At 56.5% G+C, this 13219-nt stretch carries 14 protein-coding genes; 5 read left to right on the top strand and 9 right to left on the bottom strand.

Annotated elements, in window-relative coordinates; genetic code table 11:
- Nucleotides 1–473: 473 nt before the first annotated feature.
- Genes OKC40_RS16850 through repC form a run of 3 tightly spaced genes read left to right on the top strand, consistent with a single transcriptional unit; the run spans nucleotide 474 to nucleotide 2494 of the window.
- Entirely contained in the window at nucleotides 474–809 is a 336-nt protein-coding gene (locus OKC40_RS16850; RefSeq protein ID WP_042878469.1) for a helix-turn-helix domain-containing protein, read from the top strand.
- A complete protein-coding gene (locus tag OKC40_RS16845) occupies nucleotides 796–1668 on the top strand; it encodes a helicase RepA family protein (protein WP_320653553.1) in 873 nt (290 codons plus the stop codon). Before OKC40_RS16850 ends, OKC40_RS16845 begins: the two co-directional genes overlap by 14 nt.
- On the top strand, nucleotides 1655–2494 hold the full coding sequence (gene repC, locus OKC40_RS16840) for a replication protein C, IncQ-type (RefSeq protein WP_080602781.1): 840 nt from the start codon (nucleotides 1655–1657) through the stop codon (nucleotides 2492–2494). The genes OKC40_RS16845 and repC overlap by 14 nt, the downstream gene beginning before the upstream one ends.
- 201 nt (nucleotides 2495–2695) lie before the next feature.
- Here the strand turns inward: repC and OKC40_RS16835 are convergent, their stop codons facing one another.
- From OKC40_RS16835 to OKC40_RS16795, 9 genes are all read right to left on the bottom strand, one after another.
- The gene (locus OKC40_RS16835) at nucleotides 2696–3835 is read right to left on the bottom strand and encodes a site-specific integrase (RefSeq protein WP_017410485.1); all 1140 of its coding nucleotides are present in this window, start codon (nucleotides 3833–3835) and stop codon (nucleotides 2696–2698) included.
- 162 nt (nucleotides 3836–3997) lie between these two features.
- Complete coding sequence (mnmE, locus tag OKC40_RS16830; RefSeq protein ID WP_075112300.1) at nucleotides 3998–5359, bottom strand: tRNA uridine-5-carboxymethylaminomethyl(34) synthesis GTPase MnmE; 1362 nt, start codon at nucleotides 5357–5359, stop codon at nucleotides 3998–4000.
- Between the two features lie 110 nt (nucleotides 5360–5469).
- Nucleotides 5470–7116, bottom strand: coding sequence for a membrane protein insertase YidC (gene yidC / locus OKC40_RS16825; RefSeq protein ID WP_042656879.1), 1647 nt, complete (start codon nucleotides 7114–7116; stop codon nucleotides 5470–5472).
- A 5-nt stretch (nucleotides 7117–7121) separates the two neighbouring features.
- Nucleotides 7122–7370: a membrane protein insertion efficiency factor YidD gene (gene yidD / locus OKC40_RS16820; RefSeq protein WP_010672280.1), complete on the bottom strand. Its 249-nt coding sequence runs from the start codon at nucleotides 7368–7370 to the stop codon at nucleotides 7122–7124.
- Nucleotides 7337–7696 (bottom strand): ribonuclease P protein component, encoded by a 360-nt coding sequence (gene rnpA / locus OKC40_RS16815; RefSeq protein WP_005339313.1) that lies wholly within the window; start codon nucleotides 7694–7696, stop codon nucleotides 7337–7339. The genes yidD and rnpA overlap by 34 nt, the downstream gene beginning before the upstream one ends.
- Complete coding sequence (gene rpmH, locus OKC40_RS16810; protein ID WP_005307156.1) at nucleotides 7696–7830, bottom strand: 50S ribosomal protein L34; 135 nt, start codon at nucleotides 7828–7830, stop codon at nucleotides 7696–7698. Before rpmH ends, rnpA begins: the two co-directional genes overlap by 1 nt.
- A gap of 270 nt (nucleotides 7831–8100) precedes the next feature.
- On the bottom strand, nucleotides 8101–8835 hold the full coding sequence (locus tag OKC40_RS16805) for an amino acid ABC transporter ATP-binding protein (protein WP_042063288.1): 735 nt from the start codon (nucleotides 8833–8835) through the stop codon (nucleotides 8101–8103).
- Nucleotides 8836–8922: 87 nt separating this feature from the next.
- Nucleotides 8923–9591: an amino acid ABC transporter permease gene (locus tag OKC40_RS16800; protein ID WP_128821564.1), complete on the bottom strand. Its 669-nt coding sequence runs from the start codon at nucleotides 9589–9591 to the stop codon at nucleotides 8923–8925.
- On the bottom strand, nucleotides 9592–10350 hold the full coding sequence (locus OKC40_RS16795) for an amino acid ABC transporter substrate-binding protein (protein ID WP_042656878.1): 759 nt from the start codon (nucleotides 10348–10350) through the stop codon (nucleotides 9592–9594).
- A gap of 311 nt (nucleotides 10351–10661) precedes the next feature.
- Here OKC40_RS16795 and dnaA point away from each other — a divergent pair, with 311 nt between their 5' ends.
- Both dnaA and dnaN read left to right on the top strand, forming a co-directional pair.
- Nucleotides 10662–12032 carry a chromosomal replication initiator protein DnaA gene (gene dnaA, locus OKC40_RS16790; protein ID WP_042656877.1) on the top strand — a complete coding sequence of 457 codons (1371 nt, stop codon included), beginning with the start codon at nucleotides 10662–10664 and terminating at the stop codon, nucleotides 12030–12032.
- Nucleotides 12033–12115: 83 nt separating this feature from the next.
- Complete coding sequence (gene dnaN, locus OKC40_RS16785; protein ID WP_005339306.1) at nucleotides 12116–13219, top strand: DNA polymerase III subunit beta; 1104 nt, start codon at nucleotides 12116–12118, stop codon at nucleotides 13217–13219.

The raw sequence follows: 13219 nt of genomic DNA, 5'->3' as shown, positions 1-13219 counted from the left end.
TTAAAATCGTACTTGGCGCCGCTCAACTGATCGATACTTGATCAACTAGCGCAAAGAATGATCATGCGTCGGCCCTGCAAAGGCTGGTAGATGAGATGCGCAAAGTGTAACGGTTACCCCGATGATTAGCAACCGACCGGCTGTATGGCGAAGTAATAAGGCGTGTATGCCGACACAAAGACAGATTCAAAAAAACAACCCCGGCGTAAGTTGCAAAGCAACCAAGAGGCCGGGGTCATGTTGCGGGCAACCTTAAAGAGACGCCCTCTTTCAGTCAAACATTCTTACCCCATTTTGTGACGGATCTGGTGGAGCCTGATGACTTTACTGGCAGTTTCTCGCCAAAATTTCACATGTGAAAATTTTCCAGAAAACGCTGTAAGTGCCCATTTTGGGCACTTACAGCGCTCTGTATTTCGTTAGGTCCCCGGTACGCTTTGCATGTTGATGTTTGTTACAGGGAGATCATCTGCATGCGTGAGCAAAATCCGTCAGTTTACAGCGATCCAAACGGGATAATTCTGAAAGAGCTGTATGAGCTGAAACGGCTGGTGATCCAGCAAGGGCAGGGGCAGAAGGAGGTGATTTCTGCCGAGGAGTGTGCCGAGTTGCTGGGGGTTTCTGTCAGCTATGTGTACCGGCTGACCAGTGAAAAGCGTCTGCCGCATTACAAGCCACAAGGCAAAAAGATCTACTTTAAGCGCGTTGAGCTGCTGGACTGGCTGCTCTCCCACCGCATTTCACCGGACGCCGAACTCACTGAGCATGTAACCAAGCGTGTGCGGCAAGCTAGCCATGGGCGGTTGTGAGGTGGGTATGACACAGGATCTGATTACATCTCTCTGCCCCCAGGATCTCCGGTCGGCTTTTATTGAACCTCCGAAACCCCTCGATTTTGTCCTCCCGGGGCTGCCTGTTGGCTGCGTTGGTGCGTTGGTGTCACCGGGAGGGGTGGGCAAATCGATGTTGGCATTGCAACTAGCAATGCAGATATCCGGTGGGCCGGATTGGATTGGGCTTGGCAATCTGGGCAGGGGGGCTGTGCTCTACCTGCCTGCTGAGGACCCTTGGCCTGTACTGCACCAGCGCTTGTTTGCCTTGGGCGGAGGCCTTGATGCTGAACTTCGTGCCAACGTTGAACGAGACCTTCGTTTGATATCGCTTCAGGGAGCCAGTCCGAATGTGCTGGATAGCAATTGGTGGGAAGCGATTGCTATGTGGGCTGAGGGGGTCAGGTTGGTGGTTATCGATACACTGAGACGCTTTCACGATGCTGATGAGAATGCAGCCTGTGCTATGACACTGGTGCTGGGTCAGCTGGAACGGCTGGCCATGCTGAAGGGATGCGCTGTGTTGTTTGTACACCACACCAGCAAATCCGCAGTTTTCCAAGAGGCTGGCGATCTGCAGCAGGCAAGCAGAGGTTCGTCGGTACTGGTGGACAACATTCGCTGGCAGGCCTATCTCGCCACTATGACCAAGAAAGAGGCGCAGCAGCTGGGCGTATCGGTAGAGAAGAGCCAGCTTTACGTGCGGTTTGGGGTAAGCAAAAGCAATTATGGGCCGCCACTACCGGAGCGCTGGCTGGAGCGGAAGGAAGGTGGCGTGCTGTACCCCGCTGGTTTGGACGTAATACGCCAGGCTGGAGGCAAACGTGTCTTGCTTTGAATTGACCCATGCCCGGCACGACCATATGCACTGCCTTGCTCCCGGGTTGTTTAGGGCGATCTCGCATGGCCAACGCCGCCGTGACAAGCTGGAGGTGATTTACCGTTTGGATAACGGTAATCAGATTGAGTTTTCTGGGCCAGAGCCCTTGGGGGCTGACGATTTGCGCGTACTTCAAGGGTTGGTTGCCCTAGCTGGGCTTGAATCAGAAAGTGGCAAGATTGGGCTTATTGCGAGTGGTGAAACCGGAGAGATATTACGAGACCTACTTCAGCTGCGTGGGATTGCCAACCAGCAGGATGTCTTGGTAGTCAAAAGCAGCTTGCGCAAACTGGCCAAGGAGATTGGTTACGCAAACCCTCGTGACACCAATACGGTGCGTCGCATTGTCGAGCGGTTGTGGAAGGTATCGGTAATAGCACAGGTAGCAGGCTTGCGTAGTGGTTTTCGTCTGCTGGCGAACTATGCCAGCGATCCCCTGACCGATAGGCTCTTTGTGGCGCTTAATCCATTGCTGACCAATGCCATATTGGGTAATGGCCGATATACCTATATCGATCTGGCTGAGGTACGGCAACTGCGTAGTAGCACTGCCCGGATATTGCATCAGCGGCTTTGTGCCTGGATTGATTGTGGCCGCAGCAAGCCAGTAGGTTTAGATAAACTGGTCTCTTACGCTTTTACTGATAAGTCCAGCGCGGCCACCAACCGAAAGCGGCAATCGCGAGTTCGCAAGGCGCTGTATGAACTGGCTGAACTGGGTTGGTCAATCAGTGAACATGCCAAGGGGCGGTTTACCATCGGCCGGCCTGCACTATCACGATAACGGTCACAAACTATCACGAAAGTGGTCACAAAGTTCACGATAACGGTCACAAGCCAATTCAGTGAAACCCAGTTACCGCTTGGGCTGCAGGGCGATCCTGAAATCCGATCTATATTATCTAAGATAATCTAGGCCAGCGCATGGTTGCGCTGGCCTATTTGTTGGCTCTTCCTGGCTATGATCTCGTCGAGGGTGCTTCTATCACCCCAAGACATTGGGGAAATCGAGCATGGCATCTCGGCGCCGCGATTCAAGAATGTCGGCGTAGATTTCGGTGGTTCTCAGCTCACTGTGCCCCAGCAAGCGGGAGAGGGCATAGATATCGACGCCTCGGTTAAGCTGGATGACGGCGAAGGTATGACGCGCGCTGTGGAAGGTGACCTTCTTGGTTATACCCGCCTGCAACGCCCACCGGGTGAGCTCCATGTTGTGCCAAGCCGAGTACTTGAGGCCCTTGAAGATCCGCTCTGTTGCCTTGCCTGGGCGCCCCATCAGCTGCATCGCCATGTCATTCAAATCCAGGTATTGCAGGCCGCTGGTCTTTTTCTGGGTGAAGACGATACGGTAATGGCCATAGAAGGGCTCCAGCTCGGCCCAGGTCAACTTGTGAATGTCGGACCAGCGCAAGCCAGTGCAACAAGAGAACAGAAAGGCGCGCTTAAGAACGTCGTAGCGGCACTCGGCTTGGGCCAGGGCTCGCACCTCGTCTTCGGTCAGGTAAACCCGTTTGTTCTTCTCCCCCTGGATAGCTTTGACACGTCGTACCGGATTATCCGGTAGCAGCCGTTCCTGCTCAGCCTGGTTCAGGGCCGCCCTTAACTTGTTGAAATAGGCACTCTGGGTGTTGCGGCTCAGTGGTGTGCCGCTTTTGGTGCGGGCTTTGTGCATCAGGTAATGCCGAAAACCCTCCAGGAACAGCTGATCTACTTCCTCGAAAGTCAGCTCCGGCAGCTTATGGTACTGGCGTAAATGCTTGAGGGCTGATATCCAGATGGAATGGTTGCTCTTGCTGCCTGCCGCTTTTTGGTCTGTAACCTCCTGGAAATACTCGAAGAAGCTGGCCTTGTAGGCGTTCGAGAAATCCAGATGGTGTTTACCGGTCTCGTACTCGAAGAGTCGCTTGGCGCGGATGGCTTCGGCTGCTCGCTGGGTTTCTTTGTTGTGGAGCCGCTGTGCTGGGGTACGCGGCTTGTCGTATAGGAAGAGATCCAGGGGCTCTCTGCTGCGTTTGTGCTTGCGGATGCCCGTGGTTGGTTCAAGGTAGGAGCCGGCGTAATAGGTTAAGCGCAGAGCGCGCTTGCCTTCGGCGTCAGGTTCGCGTAATTCGATGCTGATCTTCATAATTGTCCCCCGAAAGTACCCCGAGAGGTTACTTTGGGGTACTCTCGGGGTAAATTCTCACGAAACAAGATCAGGCAAGAATAGCCAGTAAAAAACAAAGTCCAATATTTACAATGCCTTATGTTCTCACTGGCTGCTTTTTATTGCTGATTTTTCACCACATTACTTGCCGATGCAGAAGCTGGAGAAGATGCGGCCCAGCAGATCGTCGGAGCTGAATTCACCGGTGATCTCGGAGAGGGACTCCTGCGCCAGACGCAGCTCTTCGGCTACCAGCTCACCAGCCACGAACACTTCCAGCTGCTCCTTGGCCACCAGCAGGCGCTCGGCGGCACGCTCCAGCGCATCCAGATGGCGGCGGCGGGCCATAAAGCCCCCTTCGGTGTTGCCCTGGAAGCCCATGCATTGTTTAAGGTGCTCGCGCAGGGCGGGCAGCCCCAACTCAGTCTTGGCGGAGATGCGGTAGACGGCGTGGCCCTGCTCCTGGCTCGGTGCCAGATCCTCGCCGGTCAGGTCGGCCTTGTTGCGAATCACGGTGAGGCCGATGTTTTTTGGCAACCGATCAACAAATTCCGGCCAGATCTCCCGCGGGTCGATTGCGTCTGTGGTGGTGCCATCCACCATAAACAGCACCCGATCGGCCTGTTCTATTTCGGCCCAGGCGCGCTCGATACCGATCTGCTCCACCTTGTCCTGGGTGTCGCGCAAACCGGCGGTGTCGATGATGTGCAGCGGCATGCCATCGAGATGGATGTGTTCGCGCAGCACATCGCGGGTGGTACCGGCAATCTCGGTGACTATGGCTGATTCGCGCCCTGCCAGGGCGTTGAGCAGGCTCGATTTGCCAGCGTTGGGACGACCGGCGATCACCACCTTCATCCCTTCCCGCAGCAGGGCGCCCTGTTTGGCTTCCCCACGCACGTCGTCCAGCTCGGACATGATGCTGTAGAGGTCACCCGCCACCTTGCCGTCGGAGAGGAAGTCGATCTCCTCGTCCGGGAAGTCGATGGCCGCTTCCACATAGATGCGCAGCCGGATCAGGCTCTCCACCAGTTGCTGGATCTTGCTGGAGAACTGCCCCTGCAGGGAGTGCATGGCGCTGCGAGCGGCCTGTTCGCTGGAGGCTTCGATCAGGTCAGCGATGGCTTCTGCCTGCGCCAGATCCAGCTTGTCGTTGATGAAGGCGCGCTCGCTGAACTCGCCGGGGCGGGCAGGGCGGATGCCGTCGATTTTCAGAATGCGGCGGATCAGCATGTCCATGATGACGGGGCCGCCGTGGCCCTGCAGCTCCAGCACATCCTCGCCGGTGAAGCTGTTGGGCGCTTTGAACAGCAGGGCGATGCCCTGATCCAGTACCTGGCCTTGCTCATCCTTGAACGGCAGATATTCGGCGTAGCGCACCCGCGGGAGCTTGCCGAGCACTATCTCGGCGACCTGTTCGGCGGCGGGGCCGGAGACCCGGACTATGCCGACGCCACCACGGCCTGGCGCGGTGGCTTGGGCCACGATCGTATCTGTTGTCATCTTGCTTGGCTCGTTTGTTCGCTGATAGGAAAACGTAGTGGGAGACATTGTAATAAAAAAGGCGGCCCGAAGGCCGCCTCTTTTGTCATCACGGGAAGATTAGCTGCGCATCAGTTGCGAGTGTGCAGGCCTTTCTTCTCCAGCTGACGATAGATGATGGTCTGCTGGGTAATGGAGATGACGTTGCTCACCAGCCAGTACAGAGTCAGGCCAGCCGGGAACCAGAGGAACATGAAAGTGAAGATGATCGGCATGAACTGCATCACTTTCTGCTGCATCGGGTCGGTCACTGTGGTCGGGCTCATCTTCTGCAGATACCACATGGAGGCACCCATGAGGATTGGCAGCACGAAGAAGGGGTCCTTCACTGACAGGTCAGTGATCCACAGGGCAAACGGCGCGTGACGCAGTTCGACGGACTCCATCAGTGCCCAGTAAAGGGCGATGAAGATCGGCATCTGAACCAGGATCGGCAGGCAGCCACCCAGCGGGTTGACCTTCTCCTTCTTGTACAGCTCCATCATGCCCTGAGACATCTTCTGGCGGTCGTCGCCGAAGCGCTCGCGCAGGGCCGCAATCTTGGGTTGCAGCATGCGCATCTTGGCCATGGAGGTGTACTGGGCCTTGGTCAGCGGGAACATGATGCCGCGTACCAGCAGGGTCAGCATGATGATGGCCAGGCCCCAGTTCTGGACGAAACCGTGGAACACGGTCAGCAGCCAGTGCAGCGGTTGGGCGATGAACCACAGCCAGCCGTAGTCGACGGTCAGGTCGAGGTGGTTAGCCACCTTGGCCATCTGGTCTTGCAACTTGGGACCGACCCACAGCTTGCTGGTCACTTCGGCCTGTTGGCCGGCGGCCACGTCTACCAGCGGCGCCTTGTAACCGATGATGGCCTGGCCTTTACCAGGGATCACGCGGCTGTAGAAGCTGTTGGTATCGTCGGCATTCGGTGCCCAGGCAGAGACGAAGTAGTGTTGCAGCATGGCGACCCAACCACCCTTGGTGGTCTTGTTCAGGTCAGCATCTTTCATCTCGTCGAAGGTGTACTTCTTGTAGCGAGTCTCTTCGCTGGAGAAAGCACCACCACGGTAAGCACTGGCTACCATGGCATGACCTTCCTGATCCTTCGGTGTCGCTACGGTCTGCTTCAGCTGACCATAGAACTGCACCTGAACCGGCTCGGCAGATTTGTTGTCGATCTTGTAATCAACGCCAACGGCATAGTCGCCACGCTTGAGGATGAACTCCTTGGTGAAGACCACGCCCTTGCTGTCGGTCCAGGTCATCGGAACGACGACTTGATCCTGACCATCGGCCAGCTGATAGCTGGTCTGGGTGGCTTCATAGGTAGGACGACCTTCGGCCTGACTGTCCGGACCGTTGCGACCCACCAGACCGCTCTGGGCGATATAGAGGTGCTCTGGCTGGCTGGTCAGCAGCACGAACGGTTGGTCCTTGCCCTCTTCCAGTTTGTGAGACAGCAGTTCGGCAGACACGACGTCACCACCCTGGGTATCCAGGGTCAGCTTGAGCACGTCGGAGGAGACGGTGATCAGCTTGCGTGCGGCAGTCGCGTTGGCTTGCTCGGAAACCTGAGGAATATCACCGGTCTGACCGGCTTCAGGTACGAAATGTTCGGTTTGGGCCACGGTAGTCGGGGCCGGCTTCGGAGCCTTGTCGGACTCCCACTGTTGCCAGAGCAGAAAGCTCACGAACAGCAAACCGATCAGGAGTAGATTGCGTTGTGATTCCATAGTCTTCAGTTTCTTCGCTTTGGTTGCGGAACCGGGTCATAACCACCCTCGGATAAGGGATGGCATTTTAATAGACGTTTGCTAGCTAACCAAACGCCTTTTATGAAACCGTGAAGTCGGATGGCTTCTATCGCAAATTGGGAACAAGTTGGAGTAAAACGGCAGCGCGGCCCGAGCAGAGGGCTAATGATTAGCTGATACAGGCGTATCAGTTTGATAGCTACCCATTGCAACGGCGTGACAGAGTGCGCCATAGCTTTTCCAGTAACTTGAACAGTTCCTCGTTATCCATCTCTTTCACACCGGCCTTGGCGATCACCACGATGTCGATAGCGGGCAGCTGATGTTGTTTGAGGCGGAAACTTTCCCGGACCACCCGTTTGACACGGTTACGCCAGACGGCACGCTTGAGTGCTTTTTTGGGCACAGCGAGACCAAGACGAGAGTGTTCGAGTGAATTGGGGCAGGCGAGAAGCGTAATTTGCGGGGAAGCAGCCCGGACAGGCTCGGCGAAAACGCGTTTGAAGTGTTCGGGAGTTAACAGACGTAACTCCCGAGAGAAGGTGTGCTGGGTAGGCATTAAACTACCAGACGGGCACGACCCTTGGCACGACGAGCGGCCAGAACTTTACGACCGTTGGCAGTTGCCATGCGGGCGCGGAAACCGTGAGAGCGCTTGCGCTTCAGGTTGGACGGTTGAAAAGTACGTTTCATGATTCGATTCCGTATTTCTGTACAGTTTTGATTGTCACACTTAGCCGACGCGCCAGCTATAGCGTGTGACGACTAGCAAAAGAGGCCGAATTCTAAACAGAGTTCGGCTTTTAGTCAATCCGCCGTTCCCTCTCATCCTGCCATGGTCTTGAAAAGGCCACTGCCGAGCGTGAGGATCCAGAGGATCAAGGGCTCCGGATTATACTGGCAACCCGGGGTTAAACAAGGGATCCCTCAATAAAAAAGGCGGCCAGGCCGCCAAAGAGAGAGCTATTTAAGGACTTTCCGCAAGAACTCCCGGGTACGGGGATCCTTGGGATCGACCAATATCTGATCCGGCGGGCCCTGTTCGACGATCCGCCCTCCTTCCATGAAGATCACCCGATCGGCAACATCACGAGCAAATTCAATCTCATGGGTCACCACCACCATGGTCTGGTGCTGGCGGGCCAACTCTTTCATCAACCCCAAAACCTCGTCGACCCACTCGGGATCGAGGGCCGAGGTGGGCTCGTCAAACAGGATCACCTTGGAGTGGGCCGCCATGGCGCGGCCAATGCCGACCCGCTGCTGCTGGCCGCCGGAGAGCGACGCCGGATAGGCATCCTGCTTGTCGGCGAGGCCAATGTCCTTGAGGATGCCGAGCGCAGTGGCGCGGGCCTCGGCTTTTGGCTGCTTCCAGACGGTGATCAGCCCTTCGGCGATGTTGTCGAGTGCCGTCTTGTTGGCAAACAGGGCGTAGTTCTGGAACACGAAGGAGGCCCGTTTGCGCAGCTCGATCGCCTGCTGTTCGCTGGCCTTGGCCAGATTGAGCGCAAGATCGTCGATGGCCAGGGTGCCCGCATCCGGGGTCTCCAGCAGGTTCAGGCAGCGCAACAGGGTCGACTTGCCGGTGCCGGAGGGGCCGATGATGACGACAATTTCCCCCTTTTTAACCTCCAGATCGATGCCGTTGAGCACCTGATTGCCGTGATATGCCTTGGAGAGGCCGGTTAGCTTGATCATGAGAACCCTCCTTTAAACAGGCGCAGTGTTAAAACGGACTTCCGGCGTGCATTGCAAGCGGGTCAGTTGCTTTGTCATGGCAAACCCCTAATAGGCACGGTTGAGACGAATTTCCAGCAGGTGCTGCAAGCGGGTGAAGAAGATCACCACCACCCAGTAGACCAGCGCCACCGCCATGAAGCTCTCGAAGAACTTGAAGGAGGAGGAGGCTTCCATCTGCGCCTTGCCCATGATCTCGGCCACTCCCAGGGTGAACGCCAGCGAGGTGCTCTTGATCATGTCGATGAAGTAGTTCATCAGCGACGGGGTGGCAATGCGTGCCGCCTGCGGCAGGATGATCCGCTGCATCGCCTGATAACGGCTCATGCCGATACTGAGCGCCGCTTCCATCTGGCTTTTATGAATGCCGAGGATGGCTGCGCGGATCGACTCTGCCATGTAGGCGGCGAAGTGCAGGGTCAGACCGACGATGGCGGCGGTAAAGGCATCCATCCCCACGAATATCGGGAATAGTTGCGGCAGTCCGTAGTAGAGCAGAAACAGCTGAACGAGCAGCGGTGTACCCCGAAAGAACGAGATATAGAGCATCGCCAGCCAGTGAATCGCGGGGACGCGAAACACCCGTACTATCGCCAGGGCCAGCGAGAGTACGAGTGCCAGTGCGAATCCCCACAGGGCCATCTCCATCGTGGTGCCCAGATATTTGAGCAGGATGGGAAACAGCCCCAGCGTGTATTCGAGGTCAAATTCCATCATTTATTTGTCGGTGATGTCGGAAGCGAACCATTTTTCGGAGATCTGACGCAGGGAGCCATCCTTGCGCATGGCGGTCAGGGCCTCGTCGACCTTCTTCAGCAGCGCCTGTTTCTCCGGGGTCTTCAGGAAGGGCAGGGCGTTCTCGATAGTCTCGAACGGTGCGCCAGCCTGTTGCAGCGGCAGCTTGGACTCCTTGATCAGCTGGGCGGTGGAGACGCGGTCCATCACGAAGGCGTCGATGCGACCCAGGGCGACATCCTGCTCGAAGGCGGAGTCATAGGTGCGGATATCGATCTTCTTGTTCGGGTCGTTCTTGCGCAGCAGCTCTTCGAAGTTGGAACCCAGGTTCACGGCAACGCTCTTGCCTTCCAGATCCTTGATGCCGTGGATGGTGCTGTTGCCCTTGCGGACCACGATCTGGGCGCCGTCATAGACGTAAGGCTGGGAGAAGTCGTACTTCGCCTTGCGCTCGTCGGTGATGGTGATCTGGTTGGAGATGGTGTCGATGCGACCAGTTTCCAGCATGCCGAACAGGCCGGAGAAGCTGGCCGTCACGAACTCGACCTTGTAGCCGGTGCGCTCGCCGATCTGGTTCCACATATCCACCTCAAAGCCTTGCAGCTTGTCTTGCTTGACGAAGGTGAACGGGAAATATTTGCCAGACATGCCGACCTTGATGGTCTCCTGGGCGATGGCCTGACCGGACAGGGTGGCGAGCAGCATGGCAGCGCCGGAAATCAGTTTGATGGATGTTTTCATGGTGTTTCTCTCTCTCAATGTCTTGTATTTGTAGTTGTAATAACTGGTTTGGCCCTGATGTTATTGGAATAAAATTTAAAAAATAAATGACATTTGGTTATATGAAATAACAGGAGAGAGGGACGGGATCCGTTAATTCAGGCAGTGGATCAAGCTGTGGGTAACTTTGGGGATGAAATCCGATCCAAAGGCGCTGGATCCTTGAAAGTCAAGGATCTTATTTGCCGGATCCACCGGGCGACGGCTGGAGATCCGGCGGCTAAAAACGTAGAATAGCCGGTCTTTAGTTAATCAATCGACAGGAGTTTAGAGTGACTGCTTCGCTATGGCAGCAGTGCCTTAACCGGCTGCAAGATGAGTTGCCCTCGGCAGAATTCAGCATGTGGATCCGGCCGCTTCAAGCGGAGTTGAGTGACAATACTCTGACCCTGTATGCACCGAATCGCTTTGTTCTGGACTGGGTACGAGATAAGTATCTCATCCGGGTTAACGGCATCATCAATGAACTCTATGGGGTCGACGGCCCCACCCTGCGTTTTGATATAGGCAATCGTCCCCATCCCGTCGCTGTCGCCAGAGCGCCAGTGCAGGGGGCCACGCCTGTGAATAACTTGCAGAAGAGCTGGGAACGCAAGGCTGAAACCAAGCCAGAGCCGAACCACAAGAGCAACACCAACGTGAACTATACCTTCGAGAATTTCGTCGAGGGTAAGTCCAACCAGTTGGCGCGTGCGGCTGCCCGTCAGGTAGCGGACAATCCGGGTGGTGCTTACAACCCGCTGTTCCTCTATGGCGGCACCGGCCTGGGTAAAACCCACCTGCTGCACGCCGTTGGCAATGCCATCAAGGAGAGTAAAAAAGATGCCAAAGTCATCTATATGCACTCCGAGCGGTTTGTTCAGGACATGGTGAAAGCGCTGCAAAATAACGCCATTGAAGAGTTCAAGCGTTACTACCGCAGCGTCGATGCCCTGCTCATCGATGATATCCAGTTCTTCGCCAACAAGGAGCGCTCCCAGGAGGAGTTCTTCCATACCTTCAATGCCTTGCTGGAAGGTAACCAGCAGATCATCCTGACCTCGGATCGCTATCCGAAGGAGATCAACGGTGTCGAGGATCGTCTCAAGTCCCGCTTCGGCTGGGGTCTGACCGTGGCGATCGAACCGCCGGAGCTCGAAACCCGCGTCGCGATCCTGATGCGCAAGGCCGACGAGAACCAGGTTCATCTGCCGGACGAAGTGGCCTTCTTCATCGCCAAACGTCTGCGATCCAACGTCCGTGAACTGGAAGGCGCCCTCAACCGGGTGATCGCCAACGCCAACTTCACCGGCCGAGCCATCAACATCGATTTCGTGCGCGAAGCGCTGCGCGATCTGTTGGCACTGCAGGAGAAGCTGGTCACCATCGACAATATCCAGAAGACGGTGGCGGAGTACTACAAAATCAAACTGGCGGATCTGCTCTCCAAGCGGCGTTCCCGCTCCGTTGCCCGTCCGCGTCAGCTGGCGATGGCACTGGCCAAGGAGCTGACCAACCACAGTTTGCCGGAGATAGGTGATGCCTTTGGTGGCCGTGACCACACTACCGTTCTTCATGCCTGCCGCAAGATCGAGCAGCTGAAGGAGGAGAGTCACGACATCAAGGAGGACTATTCCAACCTGATCCGTACTCTTTCTTCCTGATAACGGAACGGAGTGGACAGATGCAGCGCGAATATTCCAACCTGATCCGAACCCTTTCCTCCTGATAACAACGGAGAGCACAGATGCAGCTCGAAATTAGCCGTGAGGCCCTGTTACGTCCTCTGCAACTGGTGTCCGGCGCCCTCGGCGGCCGACCGACCCTGCCGATCCTCGGCAACGTGCTGCTTGATGTCAGCAACGGTTTGCTGTCGCTGACCGGTACCGATCTCGAAGTAGAGATGATCGGTCAGGTCTATCTGAACGGGGCCAGTGAAGATGGCCGCACCACAGTACCGGCGCGCAAGCTGCTGGATATCTGCCGTGGTCTGCCGGAAGGCGCCGAGATCCGTCTCAATACCGAAGGCGAGCGCCTGATCATCCGATCCGGTCGCTCCCGCTTCAACCTCTCGACCCTGCCAGCGACCGAGTATCCGAACATCGAGGATTGGGAATCCGTGCTCGAGTTCGATATCAGCCAGCTGGAGCTGAAAAAGCTGATCGATGCGACCCAGTTCTCCATGGCCAGCCAGGACGTGCGCTACTACCTGAACGGCATGCTGTTCGAGAGCGAAGGTCACGGTCTGCGTACCGTGGCGACCGACGGTCACCGTCTGGCCACCTGCCGCCGCGAGGTCGTCGGGGAATCGCTGCCCGATCATCAGGTTATCCTGCCCCGCAAGGGCGTGCTGGAGCTGGTGCGTTTGCTGGAAGCGGAAGACAAGCCGGTGCGGCTGCAGATCGGTCGCAGCAACCTGCGTGCTGCGCTGGACGGCTTCATCTTCACCTCCAAGCTGGTGGATGGCCGCTTCCCGGACTGGCGCCGCGTCATTCCGCGCAACAGCGACAAGGCCCTGATCGCCGGCCGCGAGGATCTGCGTCAGGCGTTTGCCCGTGCCGCCATCCTCTCCAACGAGAAATTCCGTGGGGTGCGTCTCAATCTGCAGGAAAACCTGCTGCGCATCACCGCCAACAACCCGGAACAGGAAGAAGCCGAAGAGCTGCTTGACGTACAATATGCCGCTGGCGAGATGGAGATCGGCTTTAACGTCTCTTATGTGCTCGACGTGCTGAATACGTTAAAATGTGACCAAATTCGGATTAGCCTGAGCGATTCCATCAGCAGTGCCATTATTGAGGATTTTGAACATCAGGATGCTCAGTACGTGGTGATGCCGATGCGGATCTAG

It is taken from the genome of Aeromonas sp. QDB11 (genome assembly GCF_027705265.1).
Taxonomy (GTDB): Bacteria; Pseudomonadota; Gammaproteobacteria; order Enterobacterales; family Aeromonadaceae; genus Aeromonas; species Aeromonas allosaccharophila.
This window is presented reverse-complemented; position numbering and strand designations above follow the sequence as displayed.